The organism is Brevundimonas sp. BH3 (genome assembly GCF_045345115.1).
In the GTDB taxonomy this organism is placed as follows: Bacteria; Pseudomonadota; Alphaproteobacteria; order Caulobacterales; family Caulobacteraceae; genus Brevundimonas.
On sequence record NZ_CP150797.1, the window covers coordinates 28,906 to 49,973 of the forward strand.

The 21,068-nt window shown below is 59.8% G+C and carries 16 protein-coding genes and 7 pseudogenes; 10 read left to right on the forward strand and 13 right to left on the reverse strand.

The features are described 5' to 3' along the window. Window positions 1–56: 56 nt before the first annotated feature. Complete coding sequence (locus WEU32_RS14890) at window positions 57–4,349, reverse strand: strawberry notch-like NTP hydrolase domain-containing protein (protein WP_342482101.1); 4,293 nt, start codon at window positions 4,347–4,349, stop codon at window positions 57–59. 187 nt (window positions 4,350–4,536) lie between these two features. Here WEU32_RS14890 and WEU32_RS14895 point away from each other — a divergent pair, with 187 nt between their 5' ends. The 5 genes and pseudogenes from WEU32_RS14895 to WEU32_RS14915 all read left to right on the forward strand — a co-directional run bounded on the left by WEU32_RS14895 (window position 4,537) and on the right by WEU32_RS14915 (window position 9,083). After that, window positions 4,537–4,983 carry a translesion error-prone DNA polymerase V autoproteolytic subunit gene (locus WEU32_RS14895; protein ID WP_342482102.1) on the forward strand — a complete coding sequence of 149 codons (447 nt, stop codon included), beginning with the start codon at window positions 4,537–4,539 and terminating at the stop codon, window positions 4,981–4,983. Continuing rightward, window positions 4,980–6,239 carry a Y-family DNA polymerase gene (locus tag WEU32_RS14900; protein WP_406853497.1) on the forward strand — a complete coding sequence of 420 codons (1,260 nt, stop codon included), beginning with the start codon at window positions 4,980–4,982 and terminating at the stop codon, window positions 6,237–6,239. Before WEU32_RS14895 ends, WEU32_RS14900 begins: the two co-directional genes overlap by 4 nt. Before the next feature lie 153 nt (window positions 6,240–6,392). Further along, a pseudogene (locus tag WEU32_RS14905) lies at window positions 6,393–7,156 on the forward strand (IS6-like element IS6100 family transposase). Window positions 7,157–7,443: 287 nt separating this feature from the next. Then, on the forward strand, window positions 7,444–8,247 hold the full coding sequence (gene aph(3'')-Ib / locus WEU32_RS14910) for an aminoglycoside O-phosphotransferase APH(3'')-Ib (RefSeq protein WP_001082319.1): 804 nt from the start codon (window positions 7,444–7,446) through the stop codon (window positions 8,245–8,247). Continuing rightward, on the forward strand, window positions 8,247–9,083 hold the full coding sequence (locus WEU32_RS14915) for an aminoglycoside O-phosphotransferase APH(6)-Id (protein WP_000480968.1): 837 nt from the start codon (window positions 8,247–8,249) through the stop codon (window positions 9,081–9,083). Before aph(3'')-Ib ends, WEU32_RS14915 begins: the two co-directional genes overlap by 1 nt. Before the next feature lie 58 nt (window positions 9,084–9,141). Here WEU32_RS14915 and WEU32_RS14920 read toward each other — a convergent pair. From WEU32_RS14920 to WEU32_RS14955, 8 genes and pseudogenes are all read right to left on the reverse strand, one after another. Then, window positions 9,142–9,306: pseudogene (locus WEU32_RS14920) on the reverse strand (Diguanylate phosphodiesterase); the annotation flags it as partial. Then, complete coding sequence (gene merE / locus WEU32_RS14925) at window positions 9,303–9,539, reverse strand: broad-spectrum mercury transporter MerE (protein ID WP_003090697.1); 237 nt, start codon at window positions 9,537–9,539, stop codon at window positions 9,303–9,305. The pseudogene WEU32_RS14920 and the gene merE, both read right to left, overlap by 4 nt. Continuing rightward, window positions 9,536–9,901, reverse strand: coding sequence for a mercury resistance co-regulator MerD (gene merD, locus WEU32_RS14930; protein ID WP_003090698.1), 366 nt, complete (start codon window positions 9,899–9,901; stop codon window positions 9,536–9,538). Before merD ends, merE begins: the two co-directional genes overlap by 4 nt. Before the next feature lie 17 nt (window positions 9,902–9,918). Further along, a pseudogene (locus tag WEU32_RS14935) lies at window positions 9,919–10,236 on the reverse strand (mercuric reductase); the annotation flags it as partial. Then, window positions 10,197–11,867: a recombinase family protein gene (locus WEU32_RS14940; protein WP_406853495.1), complete on the reverse strand. Its 1,671-nt coding sequence runs from the start codon at window positions 11,865–11,867 to the stop codon at window positions 10,197–10,199. The gene WEU32_RS14940 and the pseudogene WEU32_RS14935, both read right to left, overlap by 40 nt. Beyond that, entirely contained in the window at window positions 11,864–12,262 is a 399-nt protein-coding gene (locus WEU32_RS14945; RefSeq protein ID WP_157020358.1) for a helix-turn-helix domain-containing protein, read from the reverse strand. Before WEU32_RS14945 ends, WEU32_RS14940 begins: the two co-directional genes overlap by 4 nt. After that, the gene (locus tag WEU32_RS14950) at window positions 12,259–12,612 is read right to left on the reverse strand and encodes a DUF6516 family protein (protein ID WP_259583935.1); all 354 of its coding nucleotides are present in this window, start codon (window positions 12,610–12,612) and stop codon (window positions 12,259–12,261) included. Before WEU32_RS14950 ends, WEU32_RS14945 begins: the two co-directional genes overlap by 4 nt. Then, the gene (locus WEU32_RS14955; RefSeq protein WP_231771426.1) at window positions 12,609–12,926 is read right to left on the reverse strand and encodes a hypothetical protein; all 318 of its coding nucleotides are present in this window, start codon (window positions 12,924–12,926) and stop codon (window positions 12,609–12,611) included. Before WEU32_RS14955 ends, WEU32_RS14950 begins: the two co-directional genes overlap by 4 nt. 555 nt (window positions 12,927–13,481) lie before the next feature. On the opposite strand from WEU32_RS14955, the gene WEU32_RS14960 reads away from it, so the two are divergent. Together WEU32_RS14960 and WEU32_RS14965 are read left to right on the forward strand one after the other, a co-directional pair. After that, on the forward strand, window positions 13,482–14,834 hold the full coding sequence (locus tag WEU32_RS14960; RefSeq protein ID WP_342482105.1) for an MFS transporter: 1,353 nt from the start codon (window positions 13,482–13,484) through the stop codon (window positions 14,832–14,834). Between the two features lie 195 nt (window positions 14,835–15,029). Beyond that, the gene (locus WEU32_RS14965; protein ID WP_342482083.1) at window positions 15,030–15,677 is read left to right on the forward strand and encodes a LysR family transcriptional regulator; all 648 of its coding nucleotides are present in this window, start codon (window positions 15,030–15,032) and stop codon (window positions 15,675–15,677) included. Here WEU32_RS14965 and WEU32_RS14970 read toward each other — a convergent pair. The 4 genes and pseudogenes from WEU32_RS14970 to sul1 all read right to left on the reverse strand — a co-directional run bounded on the left by WEU32_RS14970 (window position 15,649) and on the right by sul1 (window position 18,397). Beyond that, window positions 15,649–16,411: pseudogene (locus WEU32_RS14970) on the reverse strand (IS6-like element IS6100 family transposase). The gene WEU32_RS14965 and the pseudogene WEU32_RS14970 sit on opposite strands and share 29 nt — an antisense overlap. 117 nt (window positions 16,412–16,528) lie before the next feature. After that, window positions 16,529–16,597, reverse strand: a pseudogene (locus WEU32_RS14975) (hypothetical protein); the annotation flags it as partial. A gap of 320 nt (window positions 16,598–16,917) precedes the next feature. After that, window positions 16,918–17,418 carry a GNAT family N-acetyltransferase gene (locus WEU32_RS14980; protein ID WP_000376623.1) on the reverse strand — a complete coding sequence of 167 codons (501 nt, stop codon included), beginning with the start codon at window positions 17,416–17,418 and terminating at the stop codon, window positions 16,918–16,920. 127 nt (window positions 17,419–17,545) lie between these two features. Beyond that, window positions 17,546–18,397, reverse strand: coding sequence for a sulfonamide-resistant dihydropteroate synthase Sul1 (gene sul1, locus WEU32_RS14985; RefSeq protein ID WP_000946487.1), 852 nt, complete (start codon window positions 18,395–18,397; stop codon window positions 17,546–17,548). Between the two features lie 101 nt (window positions 18,398–18,498). Here sul1 and intI1 point away from each other — a divergent pair. The 3 genes and pseudogenes from intI1 to WEU32_RS15000 form a co-directional block, all read left to right on the forward strand. Next, window positions 18,499–18,798 (forward strand): annotated as a pseudogene (gene intI1 / locus WEU32_RS14990) (class 1 integron integrase IntI1); the annotation flags it as partial. Next, window positions 18,799–19,152: pseudogene (locus WEU32_RS14995) on the forward strand (TCP-1/cpn60 chaperonin family protein); the annotation flags it as partial. A 274-nt stretch (window positions 19,153–19,426) separates the two neighbouring features. Then, window positions 19,427–20,911 carry an IS91 family transposase gene (locus tag WEU32_RS15000; RefSeq protein WP_022742855.1) on the forward strand — a complete coding sequence of 495 codons (1,485 nt, stop codon included), beginning with the start codon at window positions 19,427–19,429 and terminating at the stop codon, window positions 20,909–20,911. Window positions 20,912–21,068 lie beyond the last annotated feature (157 nt).

Consider the following 21,068-nt stretch of genomic DNA (forward strand, 5'->3'; position numbering starts at 1 on the left):
CCATCCGGCGAACAGGAACAGCCAAGCTTATAGGTGATTTGGGAGCGTCCCGCTGCTTAGTGTGCGCGGATTCCGAGGACGGGGTGTTTCTCCACGAAGGCGTTCAGGATGATTTCGCAACGTGCGCCAAGCGGGATGAAAGCGCGGGTTTGATAAGCGATCCGCTCTGACATCATGCCAGCCGAACGCCACATAGGCAGGCTATTGTGATCGAGGCCTATGACTTCGAGACGGCGTGCGCCGGCAATGAGACTACGCTTGAGCTGATAGCCGTCAGCCAGAGTGATTTTGGCGTCCTCGGACATAACGAGATCGACAAGACGCTCAACAGGGATCGTCGGGGTTTCAAGGCCGAAGGCGCGGCAAACTTGCGGGAGGAACGATTGGTCGATCTTGCGACCGATGAAGCGTTGATTATCGCTCGTCTGAAGGCGGTAGATGCGCGGTGCTTCACTCGGTAGGCGCGACCAGATCGGCAGGAGCAAACCCGTCACCATGTGGAAGGTGTTTTCGATGAATTCAGGGATTGAGGCCAGTTCATCAGTCCAGCATTTAGCGAAGGCTTCAATATCAACCGGCTTCCAATGGGAGTTGTTCAGGTGCGACAGGGAAATGCGTTCCTTGTCCATCGGGCGAACGATGCGGCGGCGTTCTTCGACGGTGCCGTCATCAGACATGAACGACGGTGCATTGACGATGAAAGCAGCACGGCCGCTCTGTTCGTTGATATAGGGCTTTGCACCGCCCTCGATGCAGTTCAGGGCTTCAGCGAGGGATAGAGGATTGCTGCGGATAAGCTGGCGAACCTCGACAAGTTGCGTTTCAGCACCCGTTCCTTCGTGGGTGTAGATGGTACGAGCGTTCATCAGCTCAAAGCGTTCTGCACGCAGATTTTCGACACCGACCTCATACGTTCCGTTTGCCTTGGCCAGTTCGACTTCTGCCTCGATGCGAAGCTCAAGCTCGGCAAAGATGGCGTTCTGCATTTCGATCCGGAGAGCCAGCACGCGGTTCAGGAAAGTCGTAATGGGGGGCAGGTCGTCTTTAAGGCCGCCCTCTTGCGACAGAAGATCGAGGCCAGTTGCCGCTTGGAAATCACCAAGCGTGATGGACTGAACCTGACCGCGGACTAGCATTTGATAGAGGCGACGCAGAGCGGTGCGGGCGTAATCGCTTTCGAGATTGTCCTCGGGGCGGAACAGGCCTTGGCCGCCCGTTTGGCGTTGGCCTTTGGTGAGAGCACCGAGGCTGTCCAGACGGCGTGCGATCGTGGACAGAAAACGCTTCTCGCCTTTCACATTCGTAGCCACCGGACGCAGAAGCGGAGCTTGCGCCTGGTTGGTTCGATTAGTCCGGCCGAGGCCTTGGACAGCCGCGTCAGCTTTCCAGCCGGCCTCCAACAGATAGTGCGAGCGGCGGGCCTGATTTTTGGCACCGAGATCGGCGTGATAGGAACGGCCAGTGCCGCCCGCATCCGAGAATACGAGGATCGACTTCGTACCGTCTTGGAAGGCCGTAGTTTCGTTCTTGTTGGACGAAGCAGGGCGGTTTTCTACTGCCAGTCGAGCGCCAGTGTGATCCAGCTTCTTGACGATACGGCGCGAACGGCCGGTCACTTCAGCTACCTTATCGGTTCCGAAGTGGTGGATGAGCTGATCCAGTGCAGCCTGAACAGGAGGCATCGAGCAGAGGTGATCAAGAAGAGCCTCGCGGCGCTCCAGCGCCTTCTGGCAGACAACCGGGTTGCCATCGACCATGGCAGGGCGTGAGCGTTCGTTGCCTTCCTCGTCGGTGTAGAGTTCAAACAGGCCAATGGGGAAGGAGTTGTTCAGGTAGTCGATGACGTATTCCCGAGGGGTCACATCGACTTGCACGTCATTCCATTCGCTGACCGGAATTTCAGCGAGGCGGCGCTCCATCAGGGCTTCACCAGTGCTGACGATTTGAACGACCGGAGCCATGCCGGCCTCAAGATCGGCCTCGATCTGACGAAGAACGGTAGGCATCTTCATTGCGGTCACGAGGAAGGAGAAGAAGCGTTGCTTGCTGCTTTCAAAGGCCGAGCGTGCAGCGCCCTTCGCGTTTCCGTTCAGCGTTTTGCCGGTAACGCTGGAAACGCCTGAATCCACGAGGGCAGCTTCCAGATTGTTATGGATGACCGCAAAGGCATCTGCGTATGCGTCATAGATAGCAACCTGTTCCGGAGAGAGTTCATGCTCCAGCATTTCGTATTCGACGCCGGAATAGGATAGCGAGCGGGCAATGTAGAGGCCCAGAGCCTTCAGGTCGCGGGCGAGGACTTCCATTGCAGCAACGCCACCAGCCTGCATCGCAGCTACGAACGAGGCTCGGGTAGGGAAGGGGAAGTTTGCTCCGCCCCAAAGGCCCAAGCGCGAAGCATAGCCAAGGTTGGCGACAACGGTTGCGCCAGTTGCCGACACATAGAGGATGCGGGCATCCGGAAGCGCATTCTGCAGGCGCAGGCCGACCTTGCCTTGTTCGGAAGGTTTTCGGTCGCCACGAGCCCCCTTCTCAGTAGCCGCATTGGCTAGAGCGTGCGCTTCATCAAAGATGATAAGGCCATCGAAGTCCGAACCAAGCCAATCAAGGATTTGGGTCAGTCGGGAGGCTTTATCGCCACGGGCACCAACGCGAAGCGTTGAATATGTGGTGAAAATGATGCCTTCCTTCAGGCCGATTTGAGTACCCAATGCGTACTTGCCCTGGGCAACGATTTGCGCGGGGTTGCCGCCTAGACCCGACCAATCGCGGCGTGCGTCCTCGATCAACGGTTCGTTCTTGGACACCCACAGGATCTTGCGGCGGCCATTGAGCCAGTTGTCGAGCGCGACGCCAGCAGAAGAACGGCCCTTACCCGCGCCCGTACCATCACCAAGGAAGAAGCCCTTGCGATAGGAGCGGCCAGTTTCTTGGCAAGCGGATTCAAGCTGCTCAAGGCTCTCATCAGCCTTCCAGAAGCCGGGGAGGTAGTTGGAGTGGGCTTCGCCCGCGTAAATGACGGTTTCGAGTTGGGGACCGGACAGCTTGCCTTGGCTGACAACGCCAGCAGGTAGCAACGGGCGATGCGACGGCATCGGCAGACGGACAGCCGACATGGCCACGGATTCAACCAGCGTTGAAGGGTGTTGATTGGCTCCGGCGATGTCGATGGTGCCGACATTGTAGGATTCATAAATGCCGTCGATGGCCGATGCGGCGGCTAGAGCCTGATCGCGGGCGACGTAGGAGACGTGCTCCAGGTCAGCAAACACCGACTTAACGGCGACGATCTGCGATGTAACCGGACGAAGGCGCGGGGCTTGCAGAATGGGCGTCGAGCGAGTTGGGGCGTGGACAGTTGCTCGGCGCTGCGGAAGGCACTCTAGCGAAGCCAGAAGCTCAGCGGTGTCTTTTGCAGTTGGCAAGACAACCTGCGCTGCTTCGGCTTCCTCAGACTTCTCGATAACGATCAGGCGGGTATCAACGGTCGTGCCGTGGCGAGCGTAAACCTTGCCATCGACCGCTTGCGTGAACAGGACTTGGCCCTTGCTCTCAATGAGCTGGGCGAACAGTTCTGGTTCGTTGGCAGGGTTCAGATTTTCGCCAGTGATTGCGACGAGACGGCCACCAATCGGCAGTCGTGCCAGAGCCGATTGGATGTGACGGAAATCTGCACGGCGGCTGATGCCAGCGACATTCGGTGCCACGCTGAAGGGCGGGTTCATCAGAACCAGATTCGGACGTACCGACTGGTCCATCATGTCGTTGATATGCTCGGCATTGAAGCGAGTGACCGCGCTTTCACGAAACAGATTGTCGAGGAGATTGGCGCGCTCGTTATCCAGCTCGTTCAGCAGAACGCGAGCGCCAGCCAGTTCTGCGAAGATGGCCAGCAGACCTGTGCCGGCACTCGGCTCCAGCACCACGTCACCTGGTCCTGCGTTCAGCGCTACCGACGCCACATAGGCAAAGTCGATAGGCGTCGAGAATTGCTGAAACTTCATTTGGCGCTCTGAGCGGCGCGTTTGTGAGGGCGTCAGGGACAAGACGTTGTGAAGCGCGGCTCGGCTTTCCTCTTGGGCGATCTCCGCGCCGATCAGGGCCGAACCGTTACGACGCAGGAACATGACCTGCGCCAGTTCCGCAGCTTCATAGGCATCGCGCCAATCCCACGCGCCTTGGGCGTCACTGGCGTTGAATGTCTGCTCCATCGTGGCGCGAAGCATCTTCGCATCCAGTGCGCGGCCCTTGGCCAACTGCACCGACAAAACCCACGCGGCGGCAATCAGGCCGTCAGCCTTGGTCATCTGGCCGAACAAACCAAACTCGTTTTGAGCGATCGAGGACATCTAGCAACTCCAGTGTTTGCGTTGCGGCTGCCTCTCTCTTTTCTCAGGGCAACCTTGCCCTCTTTCGCCTTCTCTCTCCCTCTAAACCTGAGCTTCACACGCTCCGTTGCTATGTGAACAGAACAAGAACAATTATCTTGCGTAAAATCGGATTGGGTGCATAGGAAGAACCGAAAGGAGATCACGAATGGAGATGGTCGCTGCCTCCGCCAGACTGCTTCAGCATTCGGCAGAGCCTGTGCTTGTGCCCGTGATGGGGGCTAAAGTCTGTGCCGGTTTTCCGTCGCCGGCCGACGATTATATCGAAGGGGCAATCGACCTTTCCCAGATCCTGATCATCAACCCCATCAGCACCTTTATCTGGAAGGTCGATGGTTGGTCGGTGAAGGATTCCGGTATCAACGATGGTGATTATGTGGTGGTTGACCGCAGCGTCACCGCGAAGGCTGGTGACGTTGTTGTGGCGATCATCGACGGCCAAGCCAGTTTGAAATGTATCCGCAAACGCCTCGGCCGACTGATCCTCGACTTCGATAACAAGGACATGGGCCATCTGGAAATCAGTGAAGCCAGTGAGGTTATCGTTTGGGGCGTTGTATTGTGGTCGCTTACCCAACACCGGAAGCTGGCGTGAACCGCATCTATGCTCTGTCTGATGGCAACAGCTTTTACTGTTCCTGCGAACGTGTGTTTGACCCCTCGCTGATCGACAAACCGGTCGTGGTGCTATCGAACAATGATGGTTGTGTCGTTGCCCGCACGCCTGAAGCTAAGGCGATGGGTATTCCTATGGGGGCACCTTGGTTTGAAATCAGGGACAGCTATTTGAAGGCCGGCGGCAAAGTCCGATCGTCAAACTACGCCTTGTATGGGGATATGAGTAGGCGGGTGAACGCTGTTTACGAACAATTTGCCGACGAGGTGGAAGTCTATTCGATTGACGAGAGTTTTCTGGATCTATCCCGCTCCCCTGACCCTGAAGGCCATGCACGGCTGATGCGGGATACTGTTTTGCAATGGACTGGCATACCGACCTGCGTTGGCATCGGCACAACGAGAGTGCTGGCCAAAGCCGCAAATCACCTTGCGAAAAAGAGGGGGGAGTTAGGCGGGGTCTGCAATCTTGTCGATCCAGAGCGCCGGGCGGCATTGCTGGCAACACTTGCTATAGAAGATGTTTGGGGCATCGGGCGCGCATTGTCGGAACGACTTGCAGCGCACGGTGTCCGAACTGCTGCTGATCTGGCAGCTATGCCTTTGAAATCAGCTCGGCAGATATTGAGCGTTACGGGCGAACGGATCGCGCTAGAACTTGCCGGCGTTCATTGTTCCGCTCTCGAAGTCACAGCTCCTGCAAAGAAAGGGATGGCTGTCACACGTTCGTTTGGCCGACCTGTAACGACATTGGTGGAGTTGGAACAGGCGGTGCGGACGCACGCTGTAAGGGCAGGCGAAAAGCTCCGCAGAAATGGCCGCGCCGCCCCTCACATTCGGGTTTTTTATTACACATCGCGCCACCGGAATGGCCCACAACGCTCCGTCTCCGGGATCGAGCATTTTCCCGTCGCAACAAATGACAGTTTGGCTTTGTCCGCTGCGGCGGGGCGTATCGCCCGCCGCCTATGGGCTGAAGGTTTCTGCTACGCAAAATCTGGGGTCACGCTCGAAGGTTTGATCGACCCCGCACATGCGGTTGCAGACCTATGGCACAATCCAGACCCTCGACGTGAGGATCTAATGCGCGTGATGGATGCGGTGAATGCTAAGTTTGGCAGGAACACATTGGCACCGGCTGGGGTTAGCTATCAGAAGCCGTGGTCGCTCAAACAGGACATGCGAAGCCCTCGATGGACCACTCGCTTGGATGAAGTGCCACTAGTGAAAGCTTAAAACAGAGCGGCGCATTTTGGCGGGCCTCCGCTCCAAGTAGCCGCCTCTACTGTTTATCAGAACGGCATTGTCTGAGGGAAGGTTCCGGTATGGGCTCTGTTGCAAAAATCGTGAAGCTTGAGCATGCTTGGCGGAGATTGGACGGACGGAACGATGACGGATTTCAAGTGGCGCCATTTCCAGGGTGATGTGATCCTGTGGGCGGTGCGCTGGTATTGTCGCTATCCGATCAGCTATCGCGACCTTGAGGAAATGCTGGCGGAACGCGGCATTTCGGTCGACCATACGACGATCTATCGCTGGGTCCAGTGCTACGCCCCGGAGATGGAGAAGCGGCTGCGCTGGTTCTGGCGGCGTGGCTTTGATCCGAGCTGGCGCCTGGATGAAACCTACGTCAAGGTGCGGGGCAAGTGGACCTACCTGTACCGGGCAGTCGACAAGCGGGGCGACACGATCGATTTCTACCTGTCGCCGACCCGCAGCGCCAAGGCAGCGAAGCGGTTCCTGGGCAAGGCCCTGCGAGGCCTGAAGCACTGGGAAAAGCCTGCCACGCTCAATACCGACAAAGCGCCGAGCTATGGTGCAGCGATCACCGATTGAAGCGCGAAGGAAAGCTGGACCGGGAGACGGCCCACCGGCAGGTGAAGTATCTCAATAACGTGATCGAGGCCGATCACGGAAAGCTCAAGATACTGATCAAGCCGGTGCGCGGTTTCAAATCGATCCCCACGGCCTATGCCACGATCAAGGGATTCGAAGTCATGCGAGCCCTGCGCAAAGGACAGGCTCGCCCCTGGTGCCTGCAGCCCGGCATCAGGGGCGAGGTGCGCCTTGTGGAGAGAGCTTTTGGCATTGGGCCCTCGGCGCTGACGGAGGCCATGGGCATGCTCAACCACCATTTCGCAGCAGCCGCCTGATCGGCGCAGAGCGACAGCCTACCTCTGACTGCCGCCAATCTTTGCAACAGAGCCCTCACCAAAGCTCAGGTGCGTCTCGCGCAAGCCGCCATGGCCCAGCGCGATACTTCAGTTTCCGATCTCTGCAAGGAACTCGGCATCGAGCGCGTCACTCTCTACCGATATGTCGGTCCCAAAGGCGAGCTCAGAGACCATGGAAAGCATGTTCTCGGACTTACGTAGCAACTCGTTTCTTTTCGCAGGTTGAGCCACCTCCGCGCTTCATCAGAAAACTGAAGGAACCTCCATTGAATCGAACTAATATTTTTTTTGGTGAATCGCATTCTGACTGGTTGCCTGTCAGAGGCGGAGAATCTGGTGATTTTGTTTTTCGACGTGGTGACGGGCATGCCTTCGCGAAAATCGCACCTGCTTCCCGCCGCGGTGAGCTCGCTGGAGAGCGTGACCGCCTCATTTGGCTCAAAGGTCGAGGTGTGGCTTGCCCCGAGGTGATCAACTGGCAGGAGGAACAGGAGGGTGCATGCTTGGTGATAACGGCAATTCCGGGAGTACCGGCGGCTGATCTGTCTGGAGCGGATTTGCTCAAAGCGTGGCCGTCAATGGGGCAGCAACTTGGCGCTGTTCACAGCCTATCGGTTGATCAATGTCCGTTTGAGCGCAGGCTGTCGCGAATGTTCGGACGCGCCGTTGATGTGGTGTCCCGCAATGCCGTCAATCCCGACTTCTTACCGGACGAGGACAAGAGTACGCCGCAGCTCGATCTTTTGGCTCGTGTCGAACGAGAGCTACCGGTGCGGCTCGACCAAGAGCGCACCGATATGGTTGTTTGCCATGGTGATCCCTGCATGCCGAACTTCATGGTGGACCCTAAAACTCTTCAATGCACGGGTCTGATCGACCTTGGGCGGCTCGGAACAGCAGATCGCTATGCCGATTTGGCACTCATGATTGCTAACGCCGAAGAGAACTGGGCAGCGCCAGATGAAGCAGAGCGCGCCTTCGCTGTCCTATTCAATGTATTGGGGATCGAAGCCCCCGACCGCGAACGCCTTGCCTTCTATCTGCGATTGGACCCTCTGACTTGGGGTTGATGTTCATGCCGCCTGTTTTTCCTGCTCATTGGCACGTTTCGCAACCTGTTCTCATTGCGGACACCTTTTCCAGCCTCGTTTGGAAAGTTTCATTGCCAGACGGGACTCCTGCAATCGTCAAGGGATTGAAACCTATAGAAGACATTGCTGATGAACTGCGCGGGGCCGACTATCTGGTATGGCGCAATGGGAGGGGAGCAGTCCGGTTGCTCGGTCGTGAGAACAATCTGATGTTGCTCGAATATGCCGGGGAGCGAATGCTCTCTCACATCGTTGCCGAGCACGGCGACTACCAGGCGACCGAAATTGCAGCGGAACTAATGGCGAAGCTGTATGCCGCATCTGAGGAACCCCTGCCTTCTGCCCTTCTCCCGATCCGGGATCGCTTTGCAGCTTTGTTTCAGCGGGCGCGCGATGATCAAAACGCAGGTTGTCAAACTGACTACGTCCACGCGGCGATTATAGCCGATCAAATGATGAGCAATGCCTCGGAACTGCGTGGGCTACATGGCGATCTGCATCATGAAAACATCATGTTCTCCAGTCGCGGCTGGCTGGTGATAGATCCCGTCGGTCTGGTCGGTGAAGTGGGCTTTGGCGCCGCCAATATGTTCTACGATCCGGCTGACAGAGACGACCTTTGTCTCGATCCTAGACGCATTGCACAGATGGCGGACGCATTCTCTCGTGCGCTGGACGTCGATCCGCGTCGCCTGCTCGACCAGGCGTACGCTTATGGGTGCCTTTCCGCAGCTTGGAACGCGGATGGAGAAGAGGAGCAACGCGATCTAGCTATCGCGGCCGCGATCAAGCAGGTGCGACAGACGTCATACTAGATATCAAGCGACTTCTCCTATCCCCTGGGAACACATCAATCTTACCGGAGAATATCGTTGGCCAAAGCCTTAGCGTAGGATTTCGCCCTCTCCCGCAAACGACCCCGACAATCTGCTCACTGCGCAAATCGACAATCGGCTGGTAGTGCAGCTCAAGCTACCCGCGCTCGACCGCCTGCGCCAGTTGCGCCACTGTCCATTCAATTGGCTGGGAAGCGCTCATGATCGACCTCTGAAGGCCCGCAGCAGCCGCGTCACAGACAGGACAAACAAGCCGGTCAGCGTGAGGGCTGCAATACCCCAGTGCTCGCCGATGAACGCGCCGGCCGTCGTGCCGGCCAGCACAATGGCGAGAATCGGCAAATGACAGGGACAGGTGAGCACCGCCAGCGCACCCCACAGGTAGCCGGTGAACGGCTTGTGTGTCTCGGTCGGCAAGCGCTCGGGGCTGTTCATGGCAGACTCTCCGCTTGCTGGGCCGGCGCGGTCGGCATCGCGGCCAACTGCACTTCCAGATCGGCCAACGCTTCGCGTCGGCGTTCGACGAACTGACTCAGCACGGCAAGCTGTGCGGCTGTTTCATCGCAGTCCGCCGCATCCAGCGCCCGGCACAACCGCGCCAATGCGTCCAGGCCGATGCCCGCCTCAAAAGCGGCCCGCACAAAGCACAGCCGCTGCAAGGCGGCGTCATCGAACAAGCCGTAGCCGCCCGTGGTGCAGGCGACTGGCCGCAGCAATCCGCGCAGCAGGTAGTCGCGCACGATATGCACGCTCACCCCGGCCTCAAGGGCCAGTCGGGACACTGTGTAGGCGTTCATCGAACACCTCCTTTTCCTTATCCGGCGCAGCAGGACAGTTGCTTCACGTCCTTGCTGAAGGTCTGCGCCGCGAGCTTCAAGCCCTCGACCATCGTTAGGTAGGGGAACAACTGGTCGGCTAGTTCCTGCACCGTCATGCGGTTGCGAATGGCGAGAACAGCCGTCTGGATCAGTTCGCCCGCTTCCGGGGCCACCACCTGTACGCCAATCAGCCGTCCGCTGCGTTCCTCGATGACCAGCTTGATGAAGCCGCGGGTATCGAAGTTGGCGAGCGCACGCGGCACGTTGTCGAGCGTCAGCGTGCGGCTGTCGGTTTCGATGCCATCGTGGTGCGCCATTTCAGTACAGAACTCTGAACGCCGAACGCCGCCGTTTCTACGCTGGAAGCGGCGACCAGCGTTCGCAGCAATTCCGACTTCGATCCAATGATGCGCACCTCGTCGTCAGCAACCTCGACGCGTTGCGCTAGCGCGCGCAGGTGGTCGCGGCGGTAGCCGCCATCGTCGAGCCTTATGCGTTCACGGGCCTTACGGGCGAACCCCTTGAGCATGTCAGGGGTGACGCCCTGATTGCCTGAACTGTCGAGGGCGAGCTGCGTGCGCTCGGCATCGGCCGTTGCCTGATCCCGCAACGCCTTGAGGCTCGCCATGCGCTCTTTCGCTATGGCGTCGTCCTTGTCCACCATTCCCGCTTCGATAGCGTCAAAGAGACGGCCGAGCCGCTGGTCGGCTTCCGTGATTCGCCTGTGAAGCTCGGCAAGATGCTCGCGGCGGCGCTCGGCGCGCTCCTGCCGCCGGTCGATGACGCTGGCGAGGACAGTTTCCAGTCGCTTGGGCTGGAGCAGCCGATCCCCGATATGATCGGCGACAAGATGGTCCAGCTTGGCCATCGGGATCGTGCGGCCCTTGCAGCCGGTCTTGCCCTGCCGCGCCTTGGTCGAGCAGGTGTAATAGCGGTATGTCGCTCCCGTGCTGCCTTGGCCGGTGCGCAACGTCATCGCACCTCCGCACTTGGCGCAGAAGCAAATGCCGGTCAGCAGCGTCGGGCCGCTGGAGATGCGCGCGGGCGTCACCATGGGATTGCGGGATTTGAGGCGGGCTTGCACCGCATCGTATAGCTTGCGCTCGATCAGGGGCGGCACCGCCATGATGGCGACCTCGCTCTCCGGCTTCTTCTCCCGGTCCTTGTGCGAGCGGGTGTTAAACCTGTGCTCGCCGATATAGGTGGTGCGGGTCAGGATGGCGTGGATTTGCGCCAGCCCCCAGCGTCCGCCGTCGCGGGTGAAGAAACGGCGCTCGTTGAGATAGGTGGCGATAGCCTTGACGCCCATCGCGCCGCGCGTGCCGTCGCCTTCAAGAAACAGCCGATAGATCAGCCGCACGGTGTCGGCGTGCAGCGGGTCGATCTCCAGTTTCTTCTTGATCTTCGATCCGCGCTGCTCGGCCGCAACGATGCGATAGCCGATAGGAGGTCGCGCGCCGTTCCAGAAGCCCTGCCGGGCGTTCTCGTTCATGGCGCGCAGGACGTGCTTGGCGTTCTCCTTGGACTGATACTCGTCGAACAGCGCCATGATCTGCCGCATCATCTGGTGCATGGGATCATCGCCCATCTCCTGCGTGATGGACACCAGCTTGACGCCGTTCTTCGCGAGCTTGCGAACGTAGAACTCCATCTCGAAGTGATCGCGGAAGAAGCGCGAGAAGCTATGTACCACAACAATATCGAAGGGGGCAGGCTTCGACGTGCCCGCTTCGATCATGCGCTGGAACTCGGGGCGCTTGTCGTTGGTGGCGGTTGCGCCCGGCTCGACATAGGTTTCAACGAGCTGGTAGCCGCGTTGCGCGCAATAGGCTTCGCCCTGCCGCTTCTGGTCGGGAATGGAAATGTCATGCTCGGCCTGTCGGGCAGTCGAGACGCGCAGGTAAAGCGCGGCGCGGGCGGTAAAGGTTGAGCTGTGCATGTTCATGGCCGATCTCCTATAGCCTTCCTCGGCTTGGCGCGGTCTATCAGGGGCAACGCCAGCTCCACGCGGTCATGCACCACCTTGGGCGCGAGCTTGCGGCCGTGGCCCGGCTCAAACCGCACAAGGCCGTAGCTCTCCATGGTTTTCAGGGTGCGTGACAGATTGGAGCCGGCCCGGCCGGTGATTTCCGCCAGTTCCTCCAGTGACGCCGGGGCCTTCTCCGCGATGACGCGAAGCAACTCGCGGTTCCCGGCCGACAGCACCTTGGCGAAGGATTCGGTGGAGGTGAACCACACCTTCGGGTCGCCGGGCGCGGGCTTTTCCTCGCCCTTGGCAATCCGCATGGTGCGGGCCTTCATTTCTTCATAGTCGGCAATCCCGACCTTCAATGTGGTCATAGGGCACCTCGCTCCTTCAAAACCGCGTCTGCCGCCTGCCAGAAGTCGGCCAACAGCGTGGCCGCATCCTCGTAGGCGTAGGGCTTCACGGTCTGGAGACGATGCCTATGGTCCATCGGCTCGCCCCGCCTGCCTCGGCCGACCGGATGGGCGTTATCGAAGCCGACCAGCCGTTCGCCCGAAGGCCCGTGAAGCGTGAGCGAATAATCTAGGCCGTGCGGCTTTTCCGGCGAGGCCGGAACGCGGGTGACGACAAACTTCACCCAATAGCCGCCTTCGGGATCGACAAAGAGCATCTGTCCGTCGAGGTCCAGAAGCGTGTCGAGGCCCGGATCACGATCCGCGCTCACGCCTTTTTCCTATCAGTTTGTGATAGGAATTGCAAGCCATCATCCGGCTTTCTCGGGTTCAGAAGGTCGTCGAACACATCGCCGAACCAACGCTCGAACACGTCAATCTCGGCCTCGGTGATGGGAATATCCTCGGGCCAATCATCAGTAACACGCATCCTCTGCCCATTCGGTGTAAGAAGCGGCGCGTCGCCGGCTTGCGCCCGGCCCTCCGGCGCGGGATCGTCCGCGTAGTCGAAGAGATCGTCGGGAAGTGGCTCGGGGATCGATTGTCGCGGTCGCCCTTTGCGGGCGTGGCGGCACTCTGCGCACATGGAATCCTCCTTGGTTCTGGTCGATTCCGGGGCGTTCAGAGCCCCGGAATTAAACGAACCATGGAGGGTGGTCGGCGGCCTGTAGCGTGCCGCATTTGCGTAGAGGTGCTGGCGGCACCCTAACTTAATCGAGCTAGAAGGACATTGCGGCAGGGTGTCATCCTTAAGGCGGGCGGAACGTTACGAGCCTGCTGCACTTGGCTCTTCCAAGCGACTTTATTCGTAGAACGAACCATTACGCAGCATGCATCACCAGACTGCCAACCGTTCCGATTGACATACTGAAGCTGCGATGGCAGCTTCGAAGGCATGATTAGTCTTGATTCTGAATCGGCGGCAGCCGCCGCAGCTTCCGCAGTGACTAGAACGCTCCGCTAGCGGCGGAACGTTCTTAGGCACTCTTCACGTTTCGTCGCTGTTAGTTAGCTCGGCGCGGCATGCATTGCTTCGTCGTTGTTGTTACTTCAGCAGCGGACTTTTTCTATGTTTCCATACATTCCTGTCGCGCGGTCTAATCGCGCATCGGCAGTGCGTCCATGGGTGGTGCTTATCTGCCTGTCGGCATTGCAATTTCTAATCGCCGTCGATGTGACTATCGTCAATATCGCGCTACCTTCAATCGGTCACTCGTTTGAGATTGACCAGAACACGCTACCATGGATCGTTATCGCCTATACTATTACGGGCGGCGGCCTGCTTATGCTCGGCGGGCGTCTAGGCGATGCCTTCGGGCGTCGCAATCTTCTTATCATTGGAACGATTGTTTTCGGCGTAGCTTCACTTGCAGCGGGTTTGGCAGAATCGTTCTTAGTTCTTGTAATTGCTCGGATATTCCAGGGGGTCGGGGAAGCGTTGGCCCTTCCGGCCGCTATGGCAATGATTGTGCTACTCTTCCCCGAAGGTCCTTCTCGCTCACGCGCCCTGAGCATATGGGCGGCTGTGGCCAGTTGCGGTCTAGTCTTAGGTTTTCTCCTGTCTGGCATCATCGTCGAGTTTCTCGGGTGGCGATGGATATTCCTGATTGCGGTTCCAATTGTCTTGTTCGTTCTCGTGACCACGGCAGCACTATTGCCGCGTGATAAGCCTCGAGAGCGTAAGCCCCTCGACGTTTTCGGATCTATACTGCTGACCTGTGCTCCACTCCTATTTTCCTATGGCATTGTTGAAATTGGGAAGGGAAGAAACATCGGGTGGTTGCCATTCCTTGCATTTATCGGAGCTTCGGTATCGGTAGCGCTGTTTGTTCTAGTTGAAATGCACACCCGCAATCCCCTGATCCCACTTTCCTTTTTTCGTAATCGGTCAAGAACGCGCGCCAATCTCGCCACCGCTCTCTTGAGTGCGGCCTTATCGACCTCTTTTCTGCTTCTCACGTTTCACCTGCAAGATCGGCTTAGATTATCTGCGTTGCAGGCAGGCCTGATGCTCGTGCCGTTGGCGGCATGCCTGGTCATTGCAGTGCTGGTAGTTCCTCGGTTGCTAGGGCGGTGGGGGGCACGCAATTGCTCTCTCACTGGGATTAGCTTTGCAGCGCTTGGGTTGATCTTGATAGCGTTGGCTGACCAAGTCGATGCGCCCGTATCGGCATTAGTGCCTGCAATGTTGTTGATAGCGTTGGGGATGGGCTTTGGTCTCATCGGACTGCAATATGTAGCGGTAACTGGCGTCACCGACGACAATGCCGGAGTGGCATCTGGCGTTCAACGCGCGGCTGACCAACTCGGCGGCTCTGCTGGCGTTGCCCTGTACATTGGAGTCGGTTTCTCGCCGTCCATGGTTGGGGCAGATCCCTATCTACTGAGCAGCGGATTGGCGGTGATAGGGTTGATTGCTGCCGCAACCATTGCCAGCGGCATCGCGCCGGTCCGGTCGGACAAACCCAGCATTCCCGCCCACTGCGAGCCATAGAACACAGCTAACCTTTGGGAGGCGCTGATGCCTCCCATTCTTGCCGATCATCTCTACGGTCTCAGCATAAATACCGTAGTGGGGTGAGGTTGGTTGATGGCTGCCAAGATCATTTGGAGTTGAAGGTATGAGCGTCCATCGCAATTCATCACACTTGATGCTTGCGATTAATCGAGGATTTCGGGAGCGCCGATCATGAGAAGGCGTTCATATGACGAGAGATGTGACAAACGTTTTCCGTATCCTCGGCTAGGCCATCGGGTGCCGTTGGCCGCACTTTTGCATGCGATTGCCGTTGCTGAGCATTTGAATTTTCGCCATGCCGCTGCTTCGTTGGGAATTAGTCAGTCGAGCGTTAGCGCACGAGTTCGGGCATTGGAGGAAGAACTCGGCATCACGATATTTGAGCGCAACACCCGAGGCGTTCGGCTTACGGAAGCTGGAAAAAACTTTGTCGCACGTGTTGCGGTCGGAATTGAGCAAATCGATCATGCGGTAAAGACAGCGGCTATGATCCAGAGTGGCAAAGCTGGAAGGATCAGAATTGCTGTCCCCACACCCATATCGGCAGGTTTCCTTTCAGAGCTATTGTATTCCTATCGTCGAGGGTGGCCAGATATCGAAATAGAATTTTTTGATGGCCGCGCGCGGGAAGCAATCTCTCGAGTTCGTGAAGGGCGGCTAGACGTGGCATTTGTGGCGGCGGTAACGGAAGTTCCCGATTGTCATTCGCGGCCGCTATGGGCGGAACCCTCTTTATGGCTCTGTTGCAAAGATTGGCGGCAGTCAGAGGTAGGCTGTCGCTCTGCGCCGATCAGGCGGCTGCTGCGAAATGGTGGTTGAGCATGCCCATGGCCTCCGTCAGCGCCGAGGGCCCAATGCCAAAGCTCTCTCCACAAGGCGCACCTCGCCCCTGATGCCGGGCTGCAGGCACCAGGGGCGAGCCTGTCCTTTGCGCAGGGCTCGCATGACTTCGAATCCCTTGATCGTGGCATAGGCCGTGGGGATCGATTTGAAACCGCGCACCGGCTTGATCAGTATCTTGAGCTTTCCGTGATCGGCCTCGATCACGTTATTGAGATACTTCACCTGCCGGTGGGCCGTCTCCCGGTCCAGCTTTCCTTCGCGCTTCAATCGGTGATCGCTGCACCATAGCTCGGCGCTTTGTCGGTATTGAGCGTGGCAGGCTTTTCCCAGTGCTTCAGGCCTCGCAGGGCCTTGCCCAGGAACCGCTTCGCTGCCTTGGCGCTGCGGGTCGGCGACAGGTAGAAATCGATCGTGTCGCCCCGCTTGTCGACTGCCCGGTACAGGTAGGTCCACTTGCCCCGCACCTTGACGTAGGTTTCATCCAGGCGCCAGCTCGGATCAAAGCCACGCCGCCAGAACCAGCGCAGCCGCTTCTCCATCTCCGGGGCGTAGCACTGGACCCAGCGATAGATCGTCGTATGGTCGACCGAAATGCCGCGTTCCGCCAGCATTTCCTCAAGGTCGCGATAGCTGATCGGATAGCGACAATACCAGCGCACCGCCCACAGGATCACATCACCCTGGAAATGGCGCCACTTGAAATCCGTCATCGTTCCGTCCGTCCAATCTCCGCCAAGCATGCTCAAGCTTCACGATTTTTGCAACAGAGCCCACACGAGTATTGAGCATAGTCGAGATTGGTGCAGATCACTTCTGATATTGAACTGTCAGGAGCTGGCTGCACAACAGCCATTACGCCCAATCAACTGGTGCAGTCGTCTTCTGAAAATGACATTTGGTATCTCTCATAAACGGATGTTTTTGAGAGAACTATCTTCGGCCTTCACACGCACGAAAGGCGGCGAAGCTCCGCCGTTAATCCGTCCGCCGGAGATCTCGCCCAGGCAGGCTGAAGGCCGAGCAAGCCTGACAGGCCCGAAAAGCCCGGCACGGGCGTCGGCGGCGATGACGGCGGCGGCATTATCCAGGGTTGATGATGGAAGTGGAGGATATCGACAACCTCTCGCGCAACCAAGACATCGCGGTCGGACTGCAAGTGATCTTGAAGCCACGGGCCCGTCCCACCCCGACATGGACCTCGATGCCCGAACGGACGTTAGATTTCGAGTTCTAGGCGTTCTGCGATGAAGGTTGGATCCCAGCCGGGATTGAAAGTGTCGACGTGGGTGAATCCGAGCCGCTCGTATAGGCCACGCAGGTTCGGGTGGCAGTCGAGCCGCAGCTTGGCGCACCCCTGCGTTCGCGCGGCATGGCGGCAAGCCTCGATCAGCGCGGAGCTGACACCCCGGCCCGCATGTGTCCGTCGCACCGCGAGCTTGTGCAGATATGCGGCCTCCCCCTTGAGGGCGTCGGGCCAGAACTCGGGATCCTCGGCCGACAAGGTGCAACAGCCGACGATGCCGTCGCTGCAACTCGCGACTAGGAGCTCGGATCTCAGGACGAAGGTCTCCGCGAATGTCCGGTCGATCCGCGCGACGTCCCAGGCGGGCGTTCCCTTGGCGGACATCCACGCCGCAGCGTCGTGCATCAGCCGCACAACCTCGTCGATATCACCCGAGCAGGCGACCCGAACGTTCGGAGGCTCCTCGCTGTCCATTCGCTCCCCTGGCGCGGTATGAACCGCCGCCTCATAGTGCAGTTTGATCCTGACGAGCCCAGCATGTCTGCGCCCACCTTCGCGGAACCTGACCAGGGTCCGCTAGCGGGCGGCCGGAAGGTGAATGCTAGGCATGATCTAACCCTCGGTCTCTGGCGTCGCGACTGCGAAATTTCGCGAGGGTTTCCGAGAAGGTGATTGCGCTTCGCAGATCTCCAGGCGCGTGGGTGCGGACGTAGTCAGCGCCATTGCCGATCGCGTGAAGTTCCGCCGCAAGGCTCGCTGGACCCAGATCCTTTACAGGAAGGCCAACGGTGGCGCCCAAGAAGGATTTCCGCGACACCGAGACCAATAGCGGAAGCCCCAACGCCGACTTCAGCTTTTGAAGGTTCGACAGCACGTGCAGCGATGTTTCCGGTGCGGGGCTCAAGAAAAATCCCATCCCCGGATCGAGGATGAGCCGGTCGGCAGCGACCCCGCTCCGTCGCAAGGCGGAAACCCGCGCCTCGAAGAACCGCACAATCTCGTCGAGCGCGTCTTCGGGTCGAAGGTGACCGGTGCGGGTGGCGATGCCATCCCGCTGCGCTGAGTGCATAACCACCAGCCTGCAGTCCGCCTCAGCAATATCGGGATAGAGCGCAGGGTCAGGAAATCCTTGGATATCGTTCAGGTAGCCCACGCCGCGCTTGAGCGCATAGCGCTGGGTTTCCGGTTGGAAGCTGTCGATTGAAACACGGTGCATCTGATCGGACAGGGCGTCTAAGAGCGGCGCAATACGTCTGATCTCATCGGCCGGCGATACAGGCCTCGCGTCCGGATGGCTGGCGGCCGGTCCGACATCCACGACGTCTGATCCGACTCGCAGCATTTCGATCGCCGCGGTGACAGCGCCGGCGGGGTCTAGCCGCCGGCTCTCATCGAAGAAGGAGTCCTCGGTGAGATTCAGAATGCCGAACACCGTCACCCTGCTGCGTAACATCGTTGCTGCTCCATAACATCAAACATCGACCCACGGCGTAACGCGCTTGCTGCTTGGATGCCCGAGGCATAGACTGTACAAAAAAACAGTCATAACAAGCCATGAAAACCGCCACTGCGCCGTTACCACCGCTGCGTTCGGTCAAGGTTCTGGACCAGTTGCGTGAGCGCATACGCTACTTGCATTACAGCTTACGAACCGAACAGGCTTATGTCCACTGGGTTCGTGCCTTCATCCGTTTCCACGGTGTGCGTCACCCGGCAACCTTGGGCAGCAGCGAAGTCGAGGCATTTCTGTCCTGGCTGGCGAACGAGCGCAAGGTTTCGGTCTCCACGCATCGTCAGGCATTGGCGGCCTTGCTGTTCTTCTACGGCAAGGTGCTGTGCACGGATCTGCCCTGGCAGGGCATCAACGAAGACCAGAACCTGGGCATCGCCATCACCCGCCGTGCGCTGGAAGCCCCGCTGCGCGCCATCGTGGCCAACGCCGGTGAAGAACCGAGCGTGATCGTGGCCAACGTCAAGGCCGGCGAAGGCAGCTACGGCTACAACGCCGCCACCGGCGAGTTCGGCGACATGATCGCCATGGGCATCCTGGACCCGACCAAGGTGACCCGCTCGGCCCTGCAGCACGCCGCTTCCGTCGCCGGCCTTGCGATCACGACCGAAGTGGTCGTGGCCGAAGTGCCGAAGAAGGAAGAGCCGGCCATGCCGGGTGCTGGCGGTATGGGCGGCATGGGCGGCATGGATTTCTGATCCGGTTGGCCCGGTCGTCAGGGAACCGGACCGCGCCAGCGCGGTCCGATCCCGGCAACGACCCGACATCAAGGCCCCAAGGACGGGGCCGGAGCCCGGCAGCGATGCCGGGCTTTTTGTTGTGCCCGCGCCGCGGCAATGTCTGACGCGAAGATCAGAACGCACCGATACGAACGTGCGAACACAGGCGCAACACTGAGCAGCCGTCCCCGCACCGGAGCGCTGCGTGCCGCGCCTCGCCACATCCCGGCGGCAAGCCGCGGGATGCGCGCCACTGCCGTCCGCCCACACCGGTTCGCGGTACGCGCGCCACGCGCCCGAGCGCACGCTGCTGTACGCGTTGGTAGAGGCGCACTACCCGGACTTCATTGCACGGATCGAAGCGGAGGGCCGCTCGCTGCCCGGGTATGTCCGCGAGGCGTTCGATGCCTACCTGCGTTGCGGCGTACTCGAGCACGGCTTCCTGCGGGTGGTGTGCGAGCACTGCCGTGCAGAGAGGCTGGTGGCCTTCTCCTGCAAGAAGCGCGGGTTCTGCCCGAGTTGCGGCGCGCGACGCATGGCCGAGAGTGCGCGGCACCTGGTCGAGGAGGTGTTCGGCCCGCGGCCTGTGCGGCAATGGGTGCTGAGCTTTCCGTACCCCTTGCGTTTCCTGTTCGCCAGCAAGCCAGAAGCCATTGGCCCGGTGCTGGGCATCGTGCAGCGCGTGATCGCCGGCTGGTTGGCCGATCAAGCCGGCATCGACCGCGCCAGCGCCCAGTGCGGCGCGGTGACGCTGATCCAGCGTTTCGGCAGCGCGCTGAACCTGAACATCCACTTCCACATGCTGTGGCTCGACGGCGTGTACGTGGAAGCCACCGAGCTGCCGCGGCGCGAACTGCGCCTGCACCGCGCCCGTGCGCCCACCACCGCGCAGTTGACCCAGCTGGCAGCTACCATCGCGCACCGGGTGTGTCGGCACCTGACGCGCAAAGGCTGGCTCGAAGGGGAGGGCGAATCGGCCTTCCTGGCAGACAGCGCTGCAGGCGACGACAGCATGGATGGGCTGCGGATGAGTTCGATCACCTACCGCATCGCCACCGGCCGCGACGCTGGCTGCAAGGTCGTCACGCTGCAAACGCTGCCCGGTGACGCCGGTTCGCTGGAGGGCGAAGCCGGCAAGGTCGGCGGCTTCTCACTGCATGCCGGCGTGGCGGCCGAAGCACACGAAAGCCACAAGCTGGAAAAGCTGTGCCGCTACATCACGCGCCCGGCGATCAGCGAGAAGCGGCTGTCGATAGCGCTCCAGGGCAGGGTGCGTTACCAGCTCAAGACCCCGTGGCGCAATGGCACCACGCATGTGGAATGGGATCCGGTGGATTTCATCGCCAAGCTGGCGGCGCTGGTCCCGCCACCTCGCGCGCATCTCACCCGCTTCCACGGCGTATTCGCCCCGAATGCAAACCTGCGTGCGCAGCTGACGCCCTCGGGGCGCGGCAAGCGGCCTGCGGGCGATGCGGCGCCAGTGGACGTCAGCGCCCACGACGCGCCGCGCAGCCCCGAGGAGAAGCGCCGTGCGATGAGCTGGGCGCAACGGCTCAAGCGGGTCTTTTCCATCGACGTCACCGCCTGCGTCCACTGCGGTGGCACCGTGCGGATCGTCGCCAGCATCGAGGAACCCACCGCCATCCGCGCCATCCTCGCCCACTTCGAGAAGCACGGCGCGCGGGAAGAAGCGCACTACAGGCCCGCAGCGCGCGCGCCGCCAGTGCAAGCCGCGTGACGATCTGCCGGCTGCACAGCCGACGGCGAAACCGGAATCCGAGCCGATGCGGCCACGATCCGCAGGGCGGCGCTCGGCCCGCTGTCGGGAATCAGCGAAGCATGGCTGCTGACAACGCCGCTGCGTGGCCCCGCGATGCCGAAATCCCACTCACAGA

Bases quoted from the DNA above. Each gene is read 5' to 3' on its own strand.
- WEU32_RS14940 (WP_406853495.1), bottom strand. From the start codon at position 11,867: ATGAACATGCACAGCTCAACCTTTACCGCCCGCGCCGCGCTTTACCTG.
- WEU32_RS14945 (WP_157020358.1), bottom strand. From the start codon at position 12,262: ATGACCACATTGAAGGTCGGGATTGCCGACTATGAAGAAATGAAGGCC.
- sul1 (WP_000946487.1), bottom strand. From the start codon at position 18,397: ATGTTACGCAGCAGGGTGACGGTGTTCGGCATTCTGAATCTCACCGAG.
- WEU32_RS14895 (WP_342482102.1), top strand. From the start codon at position 4,537: ATGGAGATGGTCGCTGCCTCCGCCAGACTGCTTCAGCATTCGGCAGAG.
- WEU32_RS14890 (WP_342482101.1), bottom strand. From the start codon at position 4,349: ATGTCCTCGATCGCTCAAAACGAGTTTGGTTTGTTCGGCCAGATGACC.
- WEU32_RS14980 (WP_000376623.1), bottom strand. From the start codon at position 17,418: ATGGACAGCGAGGAGCCTCCGAACGTTCGGGTCGCCTGCTCGGGTGAT.
- merE (WP_003090697.1), bottom strand. From the start codon at position 9,539: ATGAACAGCCCCGAGCGCTTGCCGACCGAGACACACAAGCCGTTCACC.
- WEU32_RS14955 (WP_231771426.1), bottom strand. From the start codon at position 12,926: ATGTGCGCAGAGTGCCGCCACGCCCGCAAAGGGCGACCGCGACAATCG.
- WEU32_RS14915 (WP_000480968.1), top strand. From the start codon at position 8,247: ATGTTCATGCCGCCTGTTTTTCCTGCTCATTGGCACGTTTCGCAACCT.
- merD (WP_003090698.1), bottom strand. From the start codon at position 9,901: ATGAACGCCTACACAGTGTCCCGACTGGCCCTTGAGGCCGGGGTGAGC.
- WEU32_RS14965 (WP_342482083.1), top strand. From the start codon at position 15,030: ATGAGAAGGCGTTCATATGACGAGAGATGTGACAAACGTTTTCCGTAT.